Here is a 20,868-nt window from a genome sequence, read left to right on the forward strand (position 1 = left end):
GACATCCGCGCACCTGGCTTACACTTATTTCAAAGCTTATCCGAGGGTTGATCATGACCGAGCTGGCGCGTTTGAAGTTTTATGCCACTCAAGCCCACTCTTGCAGCTATCTGCCAGACGAACAGGCCACCACCCTGTTCCTCGACCCCAGCCAGCCGATGGATGTGCATGTGTATGCCGACCTTTCGGAAATGGGTTTTCGGCGCAGCGGCGATCACCTCTACCGGCCCCACTGCCAGAACTGTAATGCCTGCGTGCCGGCACGCATCCCGGTGGCGCAGTTTTTACCCGATCGTAACCAGAAGCGCATCCTCAAGCGCAATGCCGACCTGACTGTCACCGCGAGCAAGCCTCGATTCAGCGAAGAATACTTCGACCTGTATCAGCGCTACATTGAACAACGCCATGCCGACGGCGATATGTTCCCCCCCAGCCGCGACCAGTTTTCCACGTTCCTGGTGCGCGACCTGCCCTTCTCGCGCTTCTACGAGTTTCGCCTCGACGGCCGCCTGCTGGCCGTCGCCGTGACCGACCTGCTGCCCAACGGCCTGTCGGCGGTCTATACCTTCTATGAGCCGGCCGAGGAACGTCGCAGCCTGGGACGTTTCGCGATCCTCTGGCAAATCGGCGAAGCTCTACGCCTGGAACTGGAGGCGGTGTACCTGGGCTACTGGATCAAAAACTGCAAAAAGATGAACTACAAGACCCAATATCGGCCCATTGAACTGCTAATTAATCAAAGATGGGTCACGCTTAACTAGAACCCCTTGGCTTAAACACCCTTTTTCGGGCACAATGCACGCCGCTTTTGCCTGGCGCAGTTGCACCGGGCCATTCACTGGATACCGAGGGCTTTACTGCATGTCGAAAGAAGACAGCTTCGAAATGGAAGGCACTGTCGTCGACACCCTGCCCAACACCATGTTTCGTGTGGAGTTGGAAAATGGGCACGTCGTAACCGCGCATATCTCCGGCAAGATGCGCAAGAACTACATTCGTATTCTTACCGGTGACAAAGTGCGCGTCGAGCTGACGCCCTATGACTTGAGCAAAGGGCGCATCACTTACCGCGCTCGCTAATCAAGTCAATACAAAACGCCCGGTTATGCCGGGCGTTTTTGTGTGCGTGCTATTTACCAAGTGCCAAAACCAAATGTGGGAGGGGGCTTGCCCCCGATAGCAGTGTTTCAGTCGCTACATAAGTGACTGATCTACCGCTATCGGGGGCAAGCACCCTCCCACATTGGCGCCCGCAGCTATCGATCAGGCCATTTCAGCCGTGGTTTCGAACTCGAAGGTCAGTTCGCCGTCCTTCAGGTCGATATGCACCACGCCACCATGGTCGGACAATTCGCCAAACAGGATCTCTTCGGCCAATGGCCGCTTGATCTTGTCCTGGATCAGACGTGCCATTGGGCGAGCACCCATTGCCGCGTCGTAGCCACCCTCTGCCAGCCAATTGCGCGCCGCGTCCGTTACGTCCAACTGCACGCGCTTGTCTTCCAACTGCGCTTGAAGCTCGGTAAGGAACTTGTCCACCACGCTTTTGATGACCTCATGGCTGAGGCGACCAAACTGGATAATAGTGTCCAGGCGGTTGCGGAACTCCGGCGTAAAGCTCTTCTTGATGACTTCCATCGCATCGGACGAGTGATCCTGATGCGTAAAGCCGATCGAGGCCCGCGCAGCCGTTTCAGCACCGGCGTTGGTAGTCATGATCACGATCACATTGCGGAAGTCCGCCTTGCGCCCGTTGTTGTCGGTCAGGGTCCCGTGATCCATGACCTGCAGCAGCAGGTTGAAGACTTCCGGGTGAGCCTTCTCGATTTCATCGAGCAACAATACGCAATGCGGCTGCTTGGTGATTGCCTCGGTCAACAGGCCGCCCTGGTCGAAGCCAACATAGCCTGGAGGCGCACCGATCAGGCGCGACACGGTGTGACGCTCCATGTACTCGGACATGTCGAACCGCACCAACTCGATCCCCATGGCCTTGGCCAACTGCCGCGCAGCCTCGGTCTTGCCGACGCCGGTAGGGCCGGCGAACAGGAACGAACCGACAGGCTTGTCCGGCGACTTGAGGCCCGCACGCGACAGCTTGATCGCGGTGGACAGCGAGTCGATGGCCGCATCCTGGCCGAAAACGGTGAGCTTGAGGTCACGTTCCAGATTACGCAGCAGTTCCTTGTCGGAGCTGGTGACGTGTTTTGGCGGAATCCGCGCAATTTTCGCCACGATATCCTCGACCTGGGCCACGTCGATGCGCTTCACCCGCTTCTCGACCGGCTGCAGACGCTGATAAGCACCCGCCTCATCGATCACATCGATCGCCTTGTCCGGCATGTGACGGTCATTGATATAGCGCGATGCCAGCTCAGCCGCCGCCCGCAATGCTTCATCGGTGTACTCGATGCCGTGGTGCGCCTCGAAACGGCCCTTGAGCCCGCGCAGGATACCGATGGTGTCTTCAACCGAAGGCTCGGACACGTCGACTTTCTGGAAGCGACGCGCCAGTGCGCGATCTTTCTCGAAGATCCCACGGAATTCCTGGAACGTGGTCGAACCGATGCAGCGAATGTCACCCGACGACAGCAGAGGCTTGAGCAGGTTGGACGCATCCATCACCCCACCGGACGCCGCACCGGCACCAATGATCGTGTGGATCTCATCAATGAACAGGATCGCCTGCGGGCGTTTTTTCAATTCGCCAAGCAAAGCCTTGAAGCGCTTCTCGAAATCGCCACGGTACTTGGTGCCCGCGAGCAACGCGCCCAGGTCCAGCGAATAGACAACGCTGTTGGCCAGCAGGTCTGGCACCTGGTTATCGACGATGCGCTTGGCCAGGCCTTCGGCGATCGCGGTTTTACCGACACCCGCCTCACCCACCAGCAGCGGGTTGTTCTTGCGACGGCGCGCGAGGATCTGCGCGACACGCTCCACCTCAAGCTCACGCCCTACCAGCGGATCGATCCGCCCCTGGCGCGCCAATTCATTAAGGTTGCTGGCATAGGCATCCAGTGGATTGCCCGAAGAAGAAGACTCACCGCCCTCGTCATCCTGCATTTCCTGCTCACCCTCGGAATGATCGCCGTGCCCAGGCACCTTGGAGATACCGTGGGCGATATAGTTGACGACATCAATACGGGCAACGCTCTGTTGCTTGAGCAGGAATACCGCCTGGCTTTCCTGTTCGCTGAAGATCGCCACAAGCACGTTGGCGCCCGTGACTTCACGCTTGCCGGAGCTCTGTACGTGGAAAACAGCACGCTGCAACACCCGCTGGAAGCCCAGGGTTGGCTGGGTTTCGCGGTCCTCGTCATGCACGGGGATCAGTGGCGTGGTGGAGTCGATAAACTCCTGCAGGTCATGCTTGAGTTTGTCGAGGTTGGCGCCGCACGCACGCAATACGGTGGCGGCAGCTTCGTTATCCAAAAGTGCCAGCAGCAGGTGCTCGACGGTCATGAATTCATGACGCTTCGAACGAGCCTCCTTGAAGGCAAGATTGAGGGTGACTTCGAGCTCGCGGTTTAACATAGCTTCACCTCATACCCAAGTGGTCGGCGTTAACCGTCCTTCTCGATTTCACAGAGTAGCGGATGCTGGCTTTCCCTGGCGTACTGGTTGACCTGCATGGCCTTTGTCTCGGCGATGTCGCGGGTAAACACTCCACATACTGCCCGTCCTTCTGTGTGAACGGCCAGCATTACCTTGGTCGCCAACTCGCGGTTCAGGTTAAAAAACACCTCGAGCACTTCGACCACGAAATCCATCGGTGTGTAGTCATCATTGAACAAAACCACCTTGTACATCGGCGGCGCCTGTAAAGCAGGCTTGGCCTCCTGAACAGCAATGCCTGCAGAACCGTCGTCATCGTGTTCGTGATCCGGTCGATCCTGATTGAATGTTAGTCGAATCTGGCTGATTGCATGCATGGAAAGAAAGGTTCGTCAGTGGTTCAAATACAGTGGTGGGGGCGAGCTGTCAGAATTTCAACTCTGACTATACGGTCGCCTTGACTATCGGCAAAACGGTGTTACAACCAATAGAACCCACAGTGGGTAAAAAAGGTCCGCGCAGTCAACCTTATTTATTCGGGTTAGGACGGATAAACTGGATGATACTCCAGTGATGGAGTCTGGTGCAGAAGGAAATGTGTATGTCTGGCGTCAAGATCAATGGCAAGGTCAAGTGGTTCAACAACGCCAAAGGATATGGCTTTGTGCAGGAGGATGGAAAAACCGAGGACCTTTTTGCGCATTACTCAGCGATCATAATGGATGGCTATAAAACGCTGAAAGCGGGCCAAGCTGTGAGCTTTGAAATCATTCAAGGACCGAAAGGGCTGCACGCCGTCAAGATCGAACCAGTGAAAGCGGAAACACTGGAAAAACCCGCAGCCCCGCACGCTCATAAAGAAAAGAAACAAACGGCCTGAACCATCGGCTGCCGAGCGAGCAAATTGCGATAAAAAAAACGGCCACCCAGTCAAATCGGGGCGGCCGTTTTTTGTTGCCTGAACCCTACACCTACATATGCGAAATCAGCGCATCGCCGAAGCCTGACGAAGAGACCAGCTTGGCACCTTCCATCAAGCGCTCGAAGTCATAGGTCACGGTCTTGGCCGAGATAGCGCCATTGGTGCCCTTGATGATCAGGTCGGCCGCCTCGGTCCAACCCATATGGCGCAGCATCATTTCTGCCGACAGGATCAATGAGCCCGGGTTGACCTGGTCCTTGCCCGCATACTTGGGCGCAGTCCCGTGGGTGGCCTCGAACATGGCCACGGTGTCGGACAGGTTGGCGCCCGGCGCAATACCGATACCACCCACCTCCGCCGCCAGGGCGTCGGACAGGTAGTCGCCGTTCAGGTTAAGCGTCGCGATCACGTCATATTCAGCCGGACGCAGCAGGATCTGCTGGAGCATCGCGTCGGCAATGGCATCCTTGACCACCACATTCTTGCCGGTCTTGGGGTTCTTGAACTGCATCCACGGGCCACCATCAAGCAGGGTGGCACCGAACTCTTCAGCCGCCACTTCGTAGGCCCATTCCTTGAAGGCACCTTCGGTGAACTTCATGATGTTGCCTTTGTGCACGATGGTCAGCGAGTCGCGGTCGTTATCCACCACATATTGCAGGGCCTTGCGCGCCAGGCGCTTGGTGCCCTCCAGCGATACCGGCTTGATACCAATGCCGCAATCCTGATCGAAACGGATCTTGGTGACACCCATTTCTTCCTTAAGGAACTTGATCACCTTGATGGCTTCCGGCGAGCCGGCTTTCCACTCGATGCCGGCGTAAATATCTTCGGAGTTTTCACGGAAGATGGTCATATCCACGTCACCGGGCTTCTTGACCGGACTCGGTACACCCTCGAACCAGCGCACCGGACGCAGGCACACATACAGGTCGAGTTGCTGGCGCAGGGCTACGTTCAATGAACGGATACCACCACCGACTGGAGTGGTCAGCGGGCCCTTGATGGACACCACGTAATCCTTGACCGCATCCAGGGTCTCCTGGGGCAGCCAGGTGTCCTGGTCGTAGACTTGGGTCGCCTTTTCGCCGGCGTACACCTCCATCCACGAGATTTTGCGCTTGCCGCCGTAGGCTTTTTCAACAGCCGCGTCGACTACCTTGATCATCACCGGGCTGATGTCGACGCCAATACCGTCACCTTCGATATAAGGGATGATCGGTTGGTCAGGAACATTGAGAGAATGGTCTGGATTGACGGTGATTTTTTCGCCGACTGCCGGAACCTGAATCTTCTTGTATCCCATGCTGAACTCCATCTATGGATTGAACATCTGGCTGCGTTCGAGCCTACTCCAGATAAATGGCGACTGAAACCTCGCGCCATGCTCATTTGCATCGAAAACAGCACATTTAGTCGCCTACAAGCCTGAAAGCAAAGGGAAAAGCGCCAATCTTGAGCACATCGTGCGACTTTAGGCGTAATCCGGTACCTGCGACCTTTAGACCAATGGACGACACACCTTTTGTATGAAGGCTCGGCGTAAGCATAGCGACCTATGTATAATGCCGCCGCTGACCAAAGAGTCACGACGGCGGACCGCTCTAGAACAACGCCCTCCGCCACAAAGCAGGACTATTACAATAGTCCACCCGCTTGACGCTCGACTGATGCAACCCAACATCACCGCGAAGAAACCTCGACCTTTCGCTCATGGATGACTTTGAACGAACGCGCTCTACCCGGCGCATCTCGAGTTTCTGCGCACGCTTTCAGCAAAGAAGAGAGTTAATCCGAATATGCCCACCCGCTCGAAGATCATCTACACCTTCACCGACGAAGCCCCAGCCCTCGCCACCTATTCACTGCTGCCTATCGTAGAGGCCTTCACCGCTTCCGCTGATATTGCCGTGGAAACCCGCGACATCTCCCTCGCCGGGCGCATCCTCGCAAGCTTCCCCGAGCAACTGGGCACCAAGGCCGTACCGGACCACCTCGCCGAACTGGGCGCCCTGGCCGTGACCCCTGAAGCCAACATCATCAAGCTGCCTAACATCAGTGCCTCGACCCCCCAACTGCAGGCGGCGATCAAGGAACTGCAGGCCCAGGGCTATGCCCTGCCGGACTACCCCGAAACCGTAACCACCGACGCGGAAAAAGAAACCCGTGCACGTTACGACAAGGTCAAGGGCAGCGCCGTGAACCCGGTCCTGCGCGAAGGCAACTCCGACCGTCGCGCCCCCCTGTCGGTCAAGAACTACGCACGCAAGCACCCGCACAAAATGGGCGCCTGGGCTGCCGACTCCAAGTCCCACGTTGCCCACATGAGCAACGGCGACTTCTACGGCAGCGAAAAAGCCGTACAGATCGAAGCCGCTGACACTGTCAAAATTGCGCTGGTCGCCCAAGACGGCACCACCACCGTCCTGAAGGAAAAGACCACGGTCAAGGCCGGCGAAATCATCGACAGCGCCGTACTGAGCAAGAAAGCCCTGCGCAGCTTCATCGCCGCTGAAATCGAAGACGCCAAGAAACAAGGCGTACTGCTGTCGGTTCACTTGAAAGCCACCATGATGAAGGTCTCCGACCCGATCATGTTCGGCCAGATCGTTGCCGAGTTCTATAAAGACGCCCTGGCCAAGCACGCAGACGTGCTGGCCGAGATCGGCTTCAACCTGAACAACGGTATCGGCGACCTGTACGCACGCATCAAGGCCCTGCCGGCCGAGCAGCAAGCGCAGATCGAAGCTGACATCCAGGCGGTCTACGCCTCGCGCCCTTCCCTGGCGATGGTCAACTCCGACAAAGGCATCACCAACCTGCACGTGCCGAGCGACGTCATCGTCGACGCTTCGATGCCGGCCATGATCCGTGACTCCGGTAAAATGTGGGGCACCGACGGCCAACTGCACGACACCAAGGCCGTGATTCCGGATCGCTGCTACGCCACCATCTACCAGGCCGTCATCGAAGACTGCAAGGCCAATGGCGCGTTCGATCCAACCACCATGGGCAGCGTACCGAACGTTGGCCTGATGGCGCAGAAAGCCGAAGAGTACGGCTCTCACGACAAGACTTTCCAGATCAAGGCTGACGGCGTGGTCCGCGTCACCGACAGCAAGGGCAACCTGCTGATGGAACAGCCCGTCGAAGCCGGCGACATCTTCCGCATGTGCCAGGCCAAAGACGCGCCGATCCAGGACTGGGTCAAGCTGGCCGTCAACCGCGCTCGCGCCAGCAACACCCCAGCCATCTTCTGGCTGGACCCGAAGCGCGCCCACGATGGCGCCGTGATCGAAAAAGTCCAGACCTACCTGAAAGACCACAACACCGAAGGCCTGGACATCCGCATCATGTCGCCGGTCGACGCGATGAAGTTCACCCTGGAGCGCACCCGCAAGGGCCTGGACACCATCTCGGTGACCGGTAACGTACTGCGCGACTACCTGACCGACCTGTTCCCGATCATGGAACTGGGCACCAGCGCCAAAATGCTGTCGATCGTGCCACTGATGAACGGCGGCGGCCTGTTCGAAACCGGCGCTGGCGGTTCGGCACCCAAGCACGTGCAACAGCTGCTGGAAGAGAACTTCCTGCGCTGGGACTCCCTGGGCGAATTCCTGGCCCTGGCAGCCTCCCTGGAACACCTGGGCGTGACATACAACAACCCGAAAGCCCTGGTACTGTCCAAGACCCTGGACCAGGCCACCGGCCAGTTCCTCGACAACAACAAGTCGCCATCGCGCAAAGTCGGCAACATCGACAACCGCGGCAGCCACTTCTACCTGGCGCTGTACTGGGCCCAGGCCCTGGCGGCACAGACCGAAGACACGGCACTGCAAGGGCAGTTCAGCGAACTGGCCAAGACCCTGGCCGCGAACGAAGCAACCATCGTTGCCGAGCTCAACGCCGTACAGGGCAAGCCAGTGGACATCGGCGGCTACTACGCGCCGAACCCGGAGCTGACCAGCAAGGCCATGCGCCCAAGCAACACCCTCAACGCGGCGATTGCCAAGTTGAAGTAAGGTTGTAAGGATGCAAAGAAGCCCCGGCCCTGTGCCGGGGTTTTTGTTTATGTGCTTTTTGCTGAAGAAACCCAATCAAGTTGTGGGAGGGGGCTTGCCCCCGATGGCACATACCGACCAGGCTACTTATAGCTGATCCACCGCTATCGGGGGCAAGCCCCCTCCCACATTGACTGCAATCCTGCCGATAGGCCGAGCCGTACAACTGAATCGAGGCATCCCATGACCTGGCAACCCCACATCACCGTCGCCACCATCGTCGAAGACAACGGCCGCTTCCTGATGGTCGAAGAACTCAAGAACGGGCGTGCCGTGCTCAACCAGCCCGCCGGCCACCTCGACCCGCATGAAACCCTGACCGAAGCCGCCGTGCGCGAAACCCTCGAAGAAACCGGCTGGGACGTGGAAGCCACCGGCGTCGTCGGTATCTACCTGTACACCGCCCCCAGCAATGGCGTGACCTACCAGCGGGTCTGCTTTACCGCCAAGGCGCTGAAACACTACCCGGACTATCAACTCGACGAGGGCATCGTGCGCGCCCGCTGGCTGACGCGCGACGAGCTGATAGCCTTGCGCGACGACTGGCGCAGCGAGCTGATCATCCGCTGTATCGACGATTATCTGGCCGGTCAGCGCCACAGTCTCGAATTGATCCGCCCTTCTCTTTAGCCTTGCAGGCGCGAGCCTGCTAGAATCGCGTCCTTTTTAAAGACACCCGTTGAAATCCTATGCGTGATCCAGCCCCTTCTGACACACAAAAGAAGCGCGTCATCGTCGGTATGTCCGGCGGCGTGGATTCTTCCGTTTCCGCCGTTCTGCTCATGGAGCAGGGCTATGAGGTGGAAGGCCTGTTCATGAAGAACTGGGAAGAAGACGATGGAACGGAATATTGCACCGCCATGGACGACCTGGCGGATGCCCAGGCCGTGTGCGACAAAATCGGTATAAAGCTGCACACCGCCAACTTCGCCGCCGAGTACTGGGACAATGTGTTCGAGCACTTCCTGGCCGAATACAAGGCCGGTCGTACGCCGAACCCGGACATCCTGTGTAACCGCGAGATCAAGTTCAAGGCGTTCCTCGACTACGCCATGATGCTCGGCGCCGACCTGATTGCAACTGGCCACTATGTGCGCCGTCGCGACATCGATGGCCGCACCGAACTGCTCAAGGGCCTGGACCCGAACAAGGACCAGAGCTACTTCCTGCACGCCGTCGGCGGCGAACAGATCGCCAAGACCCTATTCCCGGTCGGCGAGCTGGAGAAACCCGAAGTGCGCCGGATCGCCGAGCAACACGGCCTGGCCACGGCCAAGAAGAAGGACTCCACCGGGATCTGCTTTATTGGCGAGCGCCGCTTCAGTGACTTCCTCAAGCAGTACCTGCCGGCACAACCGGGCGAGATCAAGACCACCGACGGCGAGGTCATCGGCCGCCACCACGGCCTGATGTACCACACCATCGGGCAGCGCCAGGGCCTGGGCATCGGCGGCTTGAAAGACGCCGGTGAAGAACCCTGGTACGTACTGATCAAGGACCTGGAGCACAACGTACTGGTTGTTGGACAGGGCAATGAACACCCGCTGCTGTTCTCCCGCGCCCTGCTGGCGTCGGAGATCTATTGGGTCAACCCGATCGACCTGAGCACCCCGCGTCGCCTGACCGCCAAGGTGCGCTATCGCCAGAGCGATCAACCCTGCACCCTGGAAAAAACCGCCAGCGGTTACCGTGCCACCTTCGATGACCCGCAACGCGCGGTCACACCTGGCCAGTCCGTAGTGTTCTACGACGGGGAGATTTGCCTGGGGGGCGGCGTGATCGAAATCGCCGAACCCTGGAGCACCCCGGCATGAGCCCAACCCAGGAGCAACTGACGGCACTCGGCGGTGTATTCCTCGCCGCGGTGCTGGTGGACAAGATCGCCAAGACCGGCCAGGTCACCGAAGCGGGCCTGACCTGCATGCTCGGCAGCCTGCTGATCCGCGACCCCAAGGACACCCTGGAAGTCTACGGCGGCGACGACCTGGCCCTGCGCGAAGGTTACCGCGCGCTGATCGGCGCACTCGAGCGTGACCCGAGCACCTTGCAACGTGAGCCGCTGCGCTATGCCTTGTCGATGCTCGGTCTCGAGCGCCAACTGGCCAAGCGCGACGACCTGCTCGAGACCATTGGCAAACGCCTGCCGCAGATTCAATCCCAGGTGGAACACTTCGGCCCAGCCCACGAAAACGTGATCGCCGCCGTGGGTGCGCTGTACCAGGACACCTTGAGCACCTTGCGCCAGCGGATCCAGGTCCACGGCGACATGCGCAACCTGCAACAACCGAACAACGCCTCGAAAATCCGCGCGCTGCTCCTGGCCGGTATTCGTTCGGCGCGGTTGTGGCGCCAGTTGGGCGGTCATCGTTGGCAGCTGGTCATCAGCCGTCGCAAATTGCTCAAAGAGCTTTACCCGTTGATGCGCAACGAATAAGTCGTATCAACGGGCCCTTTTCAAGCCGTTACGCGTAATACGCCGGTCAGTTGGCAACGGACCGGCGGATTTTTTCATGTATGATACGCGCCCCATTTCGTTGCCCGACTGTCCGAGAACACCCCATGCAGCTCTCTTCGCTCACTGCGGTTTCCCCTGTTGACGGCCGCTACGCCGGCAAAACCCAGGCCCTGCGCCCTATTTTCAGCGAATACGGCCTGATCCGTGCTCGTGTACTGGTTGAAGTGCGCTGGCTCCAGCGCCTGGCCGCTCACCCTGCCATCAGCGAAGTGCCGGCGTTCTCCGCCGAAGCCAACGCCGTGCTCAACACCCTGGCGGAAAACTTCTCCCTGGAACACGCTGAGCGTGTCAAAGAGATCGAGCGCACCACCAACCACGACGTAAAAGCCATCGAGTACCTGCTCAAGGAACAGGCGGCCAAGCTGCCGGAACTGGCCCAGGTCAGCGAGTTCATCCACTTTGCCTGCACCAGCGAGGACATCAACAACCTGTCCCATGCCCTGATGCTGCGCGAAGGCCGTGATGACGTCATGCTGCCGCTGATGCGCCAGACCGCCGAAGCTATCCGCGAACTGGCGATCCGTTTCGCCGCCGTGCCGATGCTATCGCGCACCCACGGCCAGCCGGCGTCGCCGACCACCCTGGGCAAAGAACTGGCCAACGTGGTGTACCGCCTGGAGCGTCAGATCGCACAGGTCGCCGCCGTGCCATTACTGGGCAAGATCAACGGCGCTGTCGGCAACTACAACGCGCACCTGTCGGCCTACCCCGAGATCGACTGGGAAGCCAATGCCCGCGCCTTCATCGAAGACGAGCTGGGCCTGGGCTTCAACCCGTACACGACGCAGATCGAACCGCACGACTACATCGCCGAGCTGTTCGACGCCATTGCACGCTTCAACACCATCCTGATCGACTTCGATCGCGATATCTGGGGCTACATCTCCCTGGGCTACTTCAAGCAGCGCACTATTGCCGGCGAAATCGGTTCGTCGACCATGCCGCACAAGGTCAACCCGATCGACTTCGAAAACTCCGAAGGCAACCTCGGCATCGCCAACGCCCTGTTCCAGCACCTGGCCAGCAAGTTGCCGATCTCCCGCTGGCAGCGCGACCTGACCGACTCCACCGTACTGCGCAACCTCGGCGTCGGCTTTGCCCACAGCGTGATCGCGTACGAAGCCAGCCTCAAAGGCATCAGCAAGCTTGAGCTCAACGAGCAGAAGATCGCCGCTGACCTGGACGCTTGCTGGGAAGTGCTGGCCGAGCCGATCCAGACCGTGATGCGCCGCTATAACATCGAAAACCCGTACGAGAAGCTCAAAGAGTTGACGCGTGGCAAGGGCATCAGCCCTGAAGCGCTGCAAACTTTCATCGACGGCCTGGACATGCCAGCCGCTGCCAAGGCCGAGCTGAAACTGCTCACCCCGGCCAACTACATCGGCAACGCCGTGGCCCAAGCCAAACGCATCTGATTACCGCAAGACCCCTGAGACGCCCGGCCGCGCCGGGCGTTTTTATTCCAGTCTGAAAAGTGCTTTTTTTCAATAGGTTACACATGAATCCTGATATCCCTCTTCAACTTCTGGGCGGCATCACGGCACGGGAGTTCCTGCGCGACTACTGGCAGAAAAAACCCCTGCTGATCCGCCAGGCCATCCCTGACTTCGAAAGCCCGATCGACGCCGACGAACTGGCCGGCCTCGCCTTGGAAGAGGAAGTCGAGTCGCGCCTGGTGATCGAGCATGGCGAACGCCCATGGGAGCTACGTCGCGGTCCATTCGCCGAAGACACCTTCAGCACCCTGCCTGAGCGCGAGTGGACCCTGCTGGTACAAGCGGTCGACCAGTTCGTGCCGGAAGTGGCCGATCTGCTGGAGCAGTTCCGCTTCCTGCCGAGCTGGCGCATCGACGACGTGATGATCAGTTTCGCTGCGCCGGGCGGCAGCGTGGGTCCACACTTCGACAACTACGATGTGTTCCTGCTGCAAGCCCAGGGCAAGCGCAACTGGAAGATCGGCCAAATGTGCAGCTCCGAAAGCCCGCTGCTGCAACACGCCGACCTGCGCATCCTCGCCGAATTCGAAGAAAGCGCCGAATGGGTACTGGAACCGGGCGACATGCTCTATCTGCCGCCACGCCTGGCACACTTCGGTATCGCTGAAGATGACTGCATGACCTACTCGGTAGGTTTCCGTGCACCGAGCGCCGCTGAAGTGCTGACCCACTTCACCGACTTCCTCAGCCAGTACCTGACCGACGAAGAGCGCTACACCGACGCCGACGCCCAACCAGCCGGCGACCCGCACCAGATCCAGAGCGACGCCCTCGACCGTCTCAAGAGCCTGCTGGCCGAGCACATGAGCGACGAGCGCATGCTACTGACCTGGTTTGGCCAGTTCATGACCGAGCCGCGCTACCCGGAACTGGTTACCGGACCGGAAGACCTGTCGGAAGAAGACGTGGTGAGCAGCCTGGAAGACGGCGCCGTGCTGATTCGCAACCCGAGCGCGCGCCTGGCCTGGTCGGAAGTGGACGACGACCTGCTACTGTTCGCCAGCGGCCAGAGTCGCTACCTGCCGGGCAAACTGCGCGAGCTGCTGAAGCTGATCTGCGCCGCCGACGCGCTGCACATCGAGAACCTCAGCCCATGGCTGGCGGACGAAGATGGCCGCGACCTGTTGTGCGAACTGGTCAAACAAGGAAGCCTGGGGTTTGCCGATGAATAAAATTCACGTAAGTGTCGCGGACTGGCAAAAGGATATCGCCGAGATTCGGCGCATTCGTGAAGCGGTATTTATCGCCGAACAATCGGTCCCACCAGAACTGGAGTGGGACGCAGACGACGCAGATGCAGTGCATTTCCTCGCATACGAGGGCGACTTCCCGATTGGCACCGCTCGCCTGCTGCCCAGCGGCGAGATCGGTCGCGTGTCGGTCCTCAAGGACTGGCGCGGGCTGAAGGTCGGCGACAAGCTGATGGAAGCCGTGATTGGCGAGGCCGAGAAACGCGGCCAGACCAAACAGTTCCTTAGCGCGCAGGTCTATGCGGCACCGTTCTATGAGCGACTGGGCTTCAAGATCACCAGCGAGGAATTCCTGGAAGTCGGGATTCCGCATGTCGACATGGTGCGCGGGGGCTGATCCCCGTGGCGAGCGGGCTTGCCCCGCGCTGGGCTGCGTAGCAGCCCCAAAAACCAGACGCCGCGCTCTTTCTGAAGGAACGCGGCGTTTTTTATTGGGGCTGCTACGCAGCCCAACGCGGGGCAAGCCCGCTCGCCACGACAGACTTACCCACTACAGCAGGCTTGATCCTCACTAAACTTGCGACCTGCCAGGCCGACAAACTGGCACTATCAAGCCTAAATGACTCGCAGAGATAACGGACATGTCCCTTCGCACCCTGCTCACCGCTCTCCTCCTGACCGCCAGTTGCACGGCATTGGCCGACACCGAAGTCGTCAACCTGAACAACCGTACCAGCGCCGACCTGCTGCCCGTGGGGCAGAACTTCATCGGCAAGGACGGTACCGTCAGCGCCTACGGCAACCAACTGATCGTGAATGCCGCCCCCGGCAAGATCCAGGACCTGCGCGCCCTGCTCGCCCAACTGGACACGCCGGCCAAACGCCTGCTGATCACCGTCGATACCAATGAAAACAACCAGCAGAACAGCGGCGACAGCCAGACGCGCATCATCAGCTACGGCACCGCCAGCCGCGAGGGCGGCATCCAGCAGATCCAGGCCAGCGAAGGCGTACCCGCGTTGATCCAGGTCGGCCAGAGCGTCCCCCTGACCACCACGCAGCCCGATGCCTACGGCCGCCCGCAGAACCAGACCCAGTACCGCAACGTCACTCAGGGCTTCTACGTCACCGCCAGCGTCACCGGCGACACCGTGCACCTGGCGATCAGTACCAACCGTGACCGCATGAGCCAGGAACGTGCCGATGTAGTGAACGTGCAAAGTACCGACACAACCGTCAGCGGCCGGCTGGGCGAATGGATCCCCCTGGCCGGCATCAACCGTGAGACCCAGGCCGATAAATCCTCCACAACCCGCAGCTACTCTACTCAGGGCCGTGACGACCTGACTTTGCGGGTTAAGGTCGACACCCTGAACTGAAGCACCAAAAACTGACTGACGAGTCGTATTAGACTAAAGATGTAGTGCTATAAAAAAAGCACTACAAAACATTTGACGATCCAAAAAAGCCTGTGCATGATGGCCTCGCTCCCGCTAATCAGGGGCCCTGGCAAGGGCCTTCGGATCGACGCTCCAAGCTACCCACCCGAGCCGATTCGTGTCTGTACCGCCCACAAGGTGTGTTTGACGAGGTTGCGACTGGAACGAAGTTGTCCCGAGGGACGGAAGCTAACCAGGTAACCCGGCTACACACTGATGGATCGTACAAAGGCCCACGATGCCCGAAGACCGTTCGCAGTTCGCCCTTACCTGCTCAACTCCCCCCTTGAGCCATCGTTCATCCCGTCGCCATCCCCGCCGAACTTGACTTGAACACCCAAGCTTCTGGTCAGCGAGCAGCCACAACCACGCATTCACTACGTGGCTGGCAAATGGAATTTTCCACCTAGACCTATGCGACGAGGTTTTCCCCCATGGCACTGACACGCGAACAGCAAATTGCAGCCCTTGAAAAAGACTGGGCTGAAAACCCACGCTGGAAAGGCGTAACCCGCGCTTATTCCGCTGCTGACGTCGTCCGCCTGCGTGGCTCGGTTCAACCTGAGCACACCTTTGCAAAACTCGGCGCCGAGAAGCTGTGGAACCTGGTGACCCAGGGCGCCAAGCCTTCCTTCCGTCCCGACAAAGATTTCGTCAACTGCATGGGCGCCCTCACTGGCGGCCAGGCAGTCCAACAGGTGAAAGCCGGTATCCAGGCGATCTACCTGTCCGGCTGGCAAGTGGCAGCGGACAACAACTCCGCTGAATCCATGTACCCCGACCAATCGCTGTACCCGGTGGACTCCGTACCGACCGTGGTCAAGCGTATCAACAACTCGTTCCGCCGTGCCGACCAGATCCAGTGGAAAGCCGGTAAAGGTCCGGGCGACGAAGGCTACATCGACTACTTCGCACCGATCGTGGCTGACGCCGAAGCCGGTTTCGGCGGCGTACTGAACGCCTACGAGCTGATGAAGAGCATGATCGAGGCGGGCGCCGCCGGCGTGCACTTCGAAGACCAACTGGCCTCGGTGAAAAAATGCGGCCACATGGGCGGCAAGGTACTGGTGCCGACCCAGGAAGCCGTACAGAAGCTGACCGCTGCCCGCCTGGCGGCTGACGTTGCCGGTACACCGACCATCATCCTGGCCCGTACCGACGCCAACGCCGCCGACCTGCTGACATCGGACTGCGACCCGTACGACCAACCGTTCGTCACTGGCGAACGCACCCAGGAAGGTTTCTACAAAGTACGCGCCGGTCTTGACCAGGCGATCGCCCGTGGCCTGGCCTACGCGCCGTACGCCGACCTGATCTGGTGCGAAACCGCCAAGCCGGACCTGGCTGAAGCCCGTCGCTTTGCTGAAGCGATCAAAAAGGAATACCCGGACCAACTGCTGTCCTACAACTGCTCGCCTTCCTTCAACTGGAAGAAAAACCTGGACGACGCGACCATCGCCAAGTTCCAGCGCGAACTGTCCGCCATGGGCTACAAGCACCAGTTCATCACCCTGGCCGGCATTCACAACATGTGGCACAGCATGTTCAACCTGGCGCACGACTACGCCCGCAACGACATGACCGCCTACGTGAAGCTGCAAGAGCAAGAGTTCGCTGACGCCGCCAAGGGCTACACCTTTGTGGCTCACCAGCAGGAAGTGGGTACCGGCTACTTCGACGACATGACCACCGTGATCCAGGGCGGCACCTCGTCCGTGACCGCACTGACCGGCTCGACCGAAGAAGAACAGTTCCACTGAGTGCATGAGCACACGGCCATCGCGGACCCGATAAAGAGCTAACCGCAGTGCCGCACGATCTGACGCCCCGACTGGTTCGGGGCGTTTTTTTGCCTGAGCGATCCGCCCCAGGTCAATGAGCCCCCAAATGTGGGAGGAGGGCCTGCCCTGATGCCTGTCAGTCCAGAAGGAGCACCCTAACTGTGGCGAGCGGGCTTGCCCCGCGCTGGGCTGCGAAGCAGCCCCATTACAGGCGATGTGTTTTCAACTGACACACCGCGGTGCCTGGTTTTGGGGCCGCTTCGCAGCCCAATGCGGGGCAAGCCCTAATGCCGTTCAGTTAAGCGTACATCGCCTTCTGTAGGAGCGAGCTTGCTCGCGAAAAACGTCAACGATAACGCGTGTTTCCTGAGTGAACGCGGCGCCTGTGAGTTCTTCGCGAGCAAGCTCGCTCCTACAAAAAAGCCTTAACTGAACGGCATTAGGGCAAGCCCGCTCGCCACAGGTGACTGTTTGCTCGTTCTATCTCTTAACTGACAAGCCCCCCCCACACCCCGGGAACGCATGCAACCTGAATATTTTTTACAAAACATTGATCCAGCGCGGTATTCGCTGCAAATAAATCGGTTAAAAGATCCGCTCCGGCAACTAGCGGAAATCAACCAAGTAACGGCAACTTCCCCCGCTACACCATCAGCACCTGCTTAAAACCCACCCAAACAATATTCATTATCATTTAGAACAAGAAAGCTTCGTTACAGGTTAAACAAAACACATTTGATCAAATGCCCGCTAATGCCCACTATGCAAGGGCTGCAGCCCCAAGGAGGTGCACTATGTGCTTATTCCCGCGAATAATTTCGCTATAGGAATTTTACTTGCCCGGTGTTTAGCCATAAAATCAACGCGATTGATTGCGCTGCGACATATCGTCACTGCATCGTTACTTTTTCGAGCTCAGAGACCTTTGCTCTCTGTTAAGGATTTCCAGCATGACCGAAGCGACAGGACTCATGGCCCACAACTGGGGCTTTGCCATTTTCCTCCTCGGTGTTGTCGGCCTTTGTGCCTTCATGCTTGGCGTCTCCAGCCTCCTCGGGTCAAAAGCCTGGGGCCGCAGCAAAAACGAACCGTTCGAGTCCGGCATGCTACCCACAGGTGGCGCCCGCTTGCGGCTCTCAGCCAAATTCTATCTGGTCGCGATGCTCTTCGTGATCTTCGATATCGAAGCCCTCTTTCTCTTTGCCTGGTCTGTGTCCGTCCGCGAAAGCGGCTGGACCGGATTCGTCGAAGCCCTCGTTTTCATAGCAATTCTGTTGGCAGGCCTTGTCTACCTATTTCGAGTGGGCGCCCTTGACTGGGCTCCGGAAGCTCGTCGCAAGCGGCAAGCGAAGCTGAAACAATGAGGCTTTGGCGATGCAATACAATCTCACCAGGATCGACCCGGATGCTCCTAACGAGCAGTACCCCATCGGCGAACGGGAAACCGTTTCCGACCCGTTAGAAGACCAAGTCCACAAAAACATCTACATGGGCAAGCTGGAAGACGTGCTGAGTGGCGCGGTCAACTGGGGACGTAAGAACTCCCTGTGGCCGTACAACTTCGGTCTGTCCTGCTGCTACGTGGAAATGACCACCGCCTTCACGGCGCCCCACGACATCGCACGCTTCGGCGCCGAAGTCATCCGGGCATCACCGCGCCAGGCGGATTTCATGGTTATCGCCGGAACCTGCTTTATCAAGATGGCGCCGATCATTCAGCGTCTCTACGAGCAAATGCTCGAGCCAAAGTGGGTTATCTCCATGGGTTCGTGCGCCAACTCCGGTGGCATGTACGACATCTACTCCGTGGTTCAGGGGGTGGACAAGTTCCTGCCCGTGGACGTCTACGTGCCTGGCTGCCCGCCCCGCCCTGAAGCATTCCTGCAAGGCTTGATGCTGTTGCAGGAATCGATTGGCAAGGAGCGTCGCCCACTTTCCTGGGTTGTCGGAGATCAAGGCGTTTACCGCGCCGAGATGCCGTCACAAAAGGAACAGCGCCGCGAACAGCGTATTCAGGTCACCAACCTGCGCAGCCCCGACGAAGTCTGATCCAGAACCGATTCTTTTATAGAACGAAAACCTGGCTTCATTCTTTACGTTGACCGAAAGCGATAAAAAACCATGACTACAGGCAGTGCTCTGTACATCCCGCCTTACAAGGCAGACGACCAGGATGTGGTCGTCGAACTCAATAACCGTTTCGGCCCTGATGCCTTCACCGCCCAGGCCACACGCACCGGCATGCCGGTGCTGTGGGTGGCACGTGCCAAGCTCGTCGAAGTCCTGACCTTCCTGCGCAACCTGCCCAAGCCGTACGTCATGCTCTATGACCTGCATGGCGTGGACGAGCGTCTGCGCACCAAGCGCCAGGGGCTGCCGAGCGGCGCCGATTTCACCGTGTTCTATCACCTGCTGTCGATCGAACGTAACAGCGACGTGATGATCAAGGTCGCCCTGTCCGAGAGCGACCTGAGCATTCCCACCGTGACCGGTATCTGGCCGAACGCCAGCTGGTACGAGCGTGAAGTCTGGGACATGTTCGGCATCGACTTCCCCGGCCACCCGCACCTGACGCGCATCATGATGCCGCCGACCTGGGAAGGTCACCCGCTGCGCAAGGACTTCCCTGCCCGCGCCACCGAATTCGACCCGTTCAGCCTCAACCTCGCCAAGCAACAGCTGGAAGAGGAGGCTGCACGCTTCCGTCCGGAAGACTGGGGCATGAAGCGTTCCGGCGCCAACGAGGACTACATGTTCCTCAACCTGGGTCCGAACCACCCTTCGGCCCACGGTGCCTTCCGTATCATCCTGCAACTGGACGGCGAAGAGATCGTCGACTGCGTGCCCGACATCGGCTACCACCACCGTGGCGCCGAGAAGATGGCCGAGCGTCAGTCCTGGCACAGCTTCATCCCGTACACTGACCGTATCGACTACCTCGGCGGCGTGATGAACAACCTGCCGTACGTGCTCTCGGTCGAGAAGCTGGCCGGCATCAAGGTACCGGACCGCGTCGACACCATCCGCATCATGATGGCCGAGTTCTTCCGGATCACCAGCCACCTGCTGTTCCTGGGTACCTATATCCAGGACGTCGGCGCCATGACCCCGGTGTTCTTCACCTTCACCGACCGTCAGCGCGCCTACAAGGTCATCGAAGCCATCACCGGTTTCCGCCTGCACCCGGCCTGGTACCGCATCGGCGGCGTGGCCCACGACCTGCCGAACGGCTGGGAACGCCTGGTCAAGGAATTCATCGACTGGATGCCCAAGCGCCTGGACGAGTACCAGAAAGCCGCGCTGGACAACAGCATCCTCAAGGGCCGCACCATCGGCGTCGCCGCCTACAACACCAAAGAGGCCCTGGAATGGGGCGTCACCGGTGCCGGCCTGCGTTCCACCGGCTGCGATTTCGACCTGCGTAAAGCACGCCCGTACTCCGGCTACGAGAACTTCGAGTTCGAAGTACCGCTGGCGGCCAACGGCGATGCCTACGACCGTTGCATCGTGCGCGTCGAAGAAATGCGCCAGAGCCTGAAGATCATCGAGCAGTGCATGCGCAACATGCCGGCAGGTCCCTACAAGGCGGATCACCCGCTGACCACGCCGCCGCCGAAAGAGCGCACCCTGCAGCACATCGAAACCCTGATCACGCACTTCCTGCAAGTTTCGTGGGGCCCGGTAATGCCGGCCAACGAATCCTTCCAGATGATCGAAGCGACCAAGGGTATCAACAGTTATTACCTGACGAGCGATGGCGGCACCATGAGCTACCGCACCCGGATTCGCACCCCAAGCTTCGCCCACTTGCAGCAGATCCCTTCGGTGATCAAAGGCGAGATGGTCGCGGACTTGATTGCGTACCTGGGTAGTATCGATTTCGTTATGGCCGACGTGGACCGCTAA

Annotated in this window: 18 protein-coding genes; 15 read left to right on the forward strand and 3 right to left on the reverse strand. The window is 59.2% G+C overall.

From position 1 onward, the window contains the following. Nucleotides 1–53 precede the first annotated feature (53 nt). Nucleotides 54–761 (forward strand): arginyltransferase, encoded by a 708-nt coding sequence (locus tag AB7933_RS21120; protein WP_024076163.1) that lies wholly within the window; start codon nt 54–56, stop codon nt 759–761. A gap of 100 nt (nt 762–861) precedes the next feature. Continuing rightward, complete coding sequence (gene infA / locus AB7933_RS21125; RefSeq protein WP_002553999.1) at nt 862–1,080, forward strand: translation initiation factor IF-1; 219 nt, start codon at nt 862–864, stop codon at nt 1,078–1,080. A 183-nt stretch (nt 1,081–1,263) separates the two neighbouring features. On the opposite strand, the gene clpA is transcribed toward infA, so the two are convergent. Further along, a complete protein-coding gene (gene clpA, locus AB7933_RS21130) occupies nt 1,264–3,534 on the reverse strand; it encodes an ATP-dependent Clp protease ATP-binding subunit ClpA (RefSeq protein ID WP_024076164.1) in 2,271 nt (756 codons plus the stop codon). A 29-nt stretch (nt 3,535–3,563) separates the two neighbouring features. Next, nucleotides 3,564–3,932, reverse strand: a complete 369-nt coding sequence (gene clpS, locus AB7933_RS21135; RefSeq protein WP_010567912.1) for an ATP-dependent Clp protease adapter ClpS — start codon at nt 3,930–3,932, stop codon at nt 3,564–3,566. Nucleotides 3,933–4,156: 224 nt separating this feature from the next. Here clpS and cspD point away from each other — a divergent pair, with 224 nt between their 5' ends. Beyond that, a complete protein-coding gene (gene cspD / locus AB7933_RS21140) occupies nt 4,157–4,435 on the forward strand; it encodes a cold shock domain-containing protein CspD (RefSeq protein ID WP_024076165.1) in 279 nt (92 codons plus the stop codon). A gap of 91 nt (nt 4,436–4,526) precedes the next feature. On the opposite strand, the gene icd is transcribed toward cspD, so the two are convergent. Further along, nucleotides 4,527–5,783 (reverse strand): NADP-dependent isocitrate dehydrogenase, encoded by a 1,257-nt coding sequence (gene icd, locus AB7933_RS21145; RefSeq protein WP_024076166.1) that lies wholly within the window; start codon nt 5,781–5,783, stop codon nt 4,527–4,529. Nucleotides 5,784–6,276: 493 nt separating this feature from the next. Between icd and AB7933_RS21150 the strand changes: the two genes are divergently transcribed. From AB7933_RS21150 to nuoC, 12 genes are all read left to right on the forward strand, one after another. Beyond that, nucleotides 6,277–8,502 (forward strand): NADP-dependent isocitrate dehydrogenase, encoded by a 2,226-nt coding sequence (locus tag AB7933_RS21150; protein ID WP_024076167.1) that lies wholly within the window; start codon nt 6,277–6,279, stop codon nt 8,500–8,502. 222 nt (nt 8,503–8,724) lie between these two features. Next, nucleotides 8,725–9,171 (forward strand): NUDIX hydrolase, encoded by a 447-nt coding sequence (locus tag AB7933_RS21155; protein ID WP_024076168.1) that lies wholly within the window; start codon nt 8,725–8,727, stop codon nt 9,169–9,171. A 59-nt stretch (nt 9,172–9,230) separates the two neighbouring features. Further along, the gene (mnmA, locus tag AB7933_RS21160) at nt 9,231–10,355 is read left to right on the forward strand and encodes a tRNA 2-thiouridine(34) synthase MnmA (protein ID WP_024076169.1); all 1,125 of its coding nucleotides are present in this window, start codon (nt 9,231–9,233) and stop codon (nt 10,353–10,355) included. Further along, a complete protein-coding gene (gene hflD, locus AB7933_RS21165) occupies nt 10,352–10,975 on the forward strand; it encodes a high frequency lysogenization protein HflD (protein WP_024076170.1) in 624 nt (207 codons plus the stop codon). The genes mnmA and hflD overlap by 4 nt, the downstream gene beginning before the upstream one ends. A gap of 125 nt (nt 10,976–11,100) precedes the next feature. Then, nucleotides 11,101–12,471 carry an adenylosuccinate lyase gene (gene purB, locus AB7933_RS21170; protein ID WP_024076171.1) on the forward strand — a complete coding sequence of 457 codons (1,371 nt, stop codon included), beginning with the start codon at nt 11,101–11,103 and terminating at the stop codon, nt 12,469–12,471. An 83-nt stretch (nt 12,472–12,554) separates the two neighbouring features. Beyond that, on the forward strand, nt 12,555–13,724 hold the full coding sequence (locus tag AB7933_RS21175) for a cupin domain-containing protein (RefSeq protein ID WP_024076172.1): 1,170 nt from the start codon (nt 12,555–12,557) through the stop codon (nt 13,722–13,724). After that, nucleotides 13,717–14,139, forward strand: a complete 423-nt coding sequence (locus tag AB7933_RS21180; protein WP_024076173.1) for a GNAT family N-acetyltransferase — start codon at nt 13,717–13,719, stop codon at nt 14,137–14,139. Before AB7933_RS21175 ends, AB7933_RS21180 begins: the two co-directional genes overlap by 8 nt. Nucleotides 14,140–14,383: 244 nt before the next feature. Then, nucleotides 14,384–15,121, forward strand: coding sequence for a secretin N-terminal domain-containing protein (locus AB7933_RS21185; protein ID WP_024076174.1), 738 nt, complete (start codon nt 14,384–14,386; stop codon nt 15,119–15,121). A gap of 494 nt (nt 15,122–15,615) precedes the next feature. Next, nucleotides 15,616–16,941 carry an isocitrate lyase gene (aceA, locus tag AB7933_RS21190; protein WP_024076175.1) on the forward strand — a complete coding sequence of 442 codons (1,326 nt, stop codon included), beginning with the start codon at nt 15,616–15,618 and terminating at the stop codon, nt 16,939–16,941. A 971-nt stretch (nt 16,942–17,912) separates the two neighbouring features. After that, nucleotides 17,913–18,326, forward strand: a complete 414-nt coding sequence (locus AB7933_RS21195; RefSeq protein ID WP_003219575.1) for an NADH-quinone oxidoreductase subunit A — start codon at nt 17,913–17,915, stop codon at nt 18,324–18,326. A 10-nt stretch (nt 18,327–18,336) separates the two neighbouring features. Further along, nucleotides 18,337–19,011: a NuoB/complex I 20 kDa subunit family protein gene (locus AB7933_RS21200; RefSeq protein WP_003219572.1), complete on the forward strand. Its 675-nt coding sequence runs from the start codon at nt 18,337–18,339 to the stop codon at nt 19,009–19,011. A 72-nt stretch (nt 19,012–19,083) separates the two neighbouring features. Then, complete coding sequence (gene nuoC, locus AB7933_RS21205) at nt 19,084–20,868, forward strand: NADH-quinone oxidoreductase subunit C/D (RefSeq protein WP_024076176.1); 1,785 nt, start codon at nt 19,084–19,086, stop codon at nt 20,866–20,868.

The organism is Pseudomonas gorinensis (assembly GCF_042015035.1).
In the GTDB taxonomy this organism is placed as follows: Bacteria; Pseudomonadota; Gammaproteobacteria; order Pseudomonadales; family Pseudomonadaceae; genus Aquipseudomonas; species Aquipseudomonas gorinensis.

What these genes read in the sequence shown, in the direction of transcription:
- AB7933_RS21120 (WP_024076163.1), top strand. Translation starts at nt 54, where the DNA reads ATGACCGAGCTGGCGCGTTTGAAGTTTTATGCCACTCAAGCCCACTCT.
- infA (WP_002553999.1), top strand. Translation starts at nt 862, where the DNA reads ATGTCGAAAGAAGACAGCTTCGAAATGGAAGGCACTGTCGTCGACACC.
- clpA (WP_024076164.1), bottom strand. Translation starts at nt 3,534, where the DNA reads ATGTTAAACCGCGAGCTCGAAGTCACCCTCAATCTTGCCTTCAAGGAG.
- clpS (WP_010567912.1), bottom strand. Translation starts at nt 3,932, where the DNA reads ATGCATGCAATCAGCCAGATTCGACTAACATTCAATCAGGATCGACCG.
- cspD (WP_024076165.1), top strand. Translation starts at nt 4,157, where the DNA reads ATGTCTGGCGTCAAGATCAATGGCAAGGTCAAGTGGTTCAACAACGCC.
- icd (WP_024076166.1), bottom strand. Translation starts at nt 5,783, where the DNA reads ATGGGATACAAGAAGATTCAGGTTCCGGCAGTCGGCGAAAAAATCACC.
- AB7933_RS21150 (WP_024076167.1), top strand. Translation starts at nt 6,277, where the DNA reads ATGCCCACCCGCTCGAAGATCATCTACACCTTCACCGACGAAGCCCCA.
- AB7933_RS21155 (WP_024076168.1), top strand. Translation starts at nt 8,725, where the DNA reads ATGACCTGGCAACCCCACATCACCGTCGCCACCATCGTCGAAGACAAC.
- mnmA (WP_024076169.1), top strand. Translation starts at nt 9,231, where the DNA reads ATGCGTGATCCAGCCCCTTCTGACACACAAAAGAAGCGCGTCATCGTC.
- hflD (WP_024076170.1), top strand. Translation starts at nt 10,352, where the DNA reads ATGAGCCCAACCCAGGAGCAACTGACGGCACTCGGCGGTGTATTCCTC.
- purB (WP_024076171.1), top strand. Translation starts at nt 11,101, where the DNA reads ATGCAGCTCTCTTCGCTCACTGCGGTTTCCCCTGTTGACGGCCGCTAC.
- AB7933_RS21175 (WP_024076172.1), top strand. Translation starts at nt 12,555, where the DNA reads ATGAATCCTGATATCCCTCTTCAACTTCTGGGCGGCATCACGGCACGG.
- AB7933_RS21180 (WP_024076173.1), top strand. Translation starts at nt 13,717, where the DNA reads ATGAATAAAATTCACGTAAGTGTCGCGGACTGGCAAAAGGATATCGCC.
- AB7933_RS21185 (WP_024076174.1), top strand. Translation starts at nt 14,384, where the DNA reads ATGTCCCTTCGCACCCTGCTCACCGCTCTCCTCCTGACCGCCAGTTGC.
- aceA (WP_024076175.1), top strand. Translation starts at nt 15,616, where the DNA reads ATGGCACTGACACGCGAACAGCAAATTGCAGCCCTTGAAAAAGACTGG.
- AB7933_RS21195 (WP_003219575.1), top strand. Translation starts at nt 17,913, where the DNA reads ATGACCGAAGCGACAGGACTCATGGCCCACAACTGGGGCTTTGCCATT.
- AB7933_RS21200 (WP_003219572.1), top strand. Translation starts at nt 18,337, where the DNA reads ATGCAATACAATCTCACCAGGATCGACCCGGATGCTCCTAACGAGCAG.
- nuoC (WP_024076176.1), top strand. Translation starts at nt 19,084, where the DNA reads ATGACTACAGGCAGTGCTCTGTACATCCCGCCTTACAAGGCAGACGAC.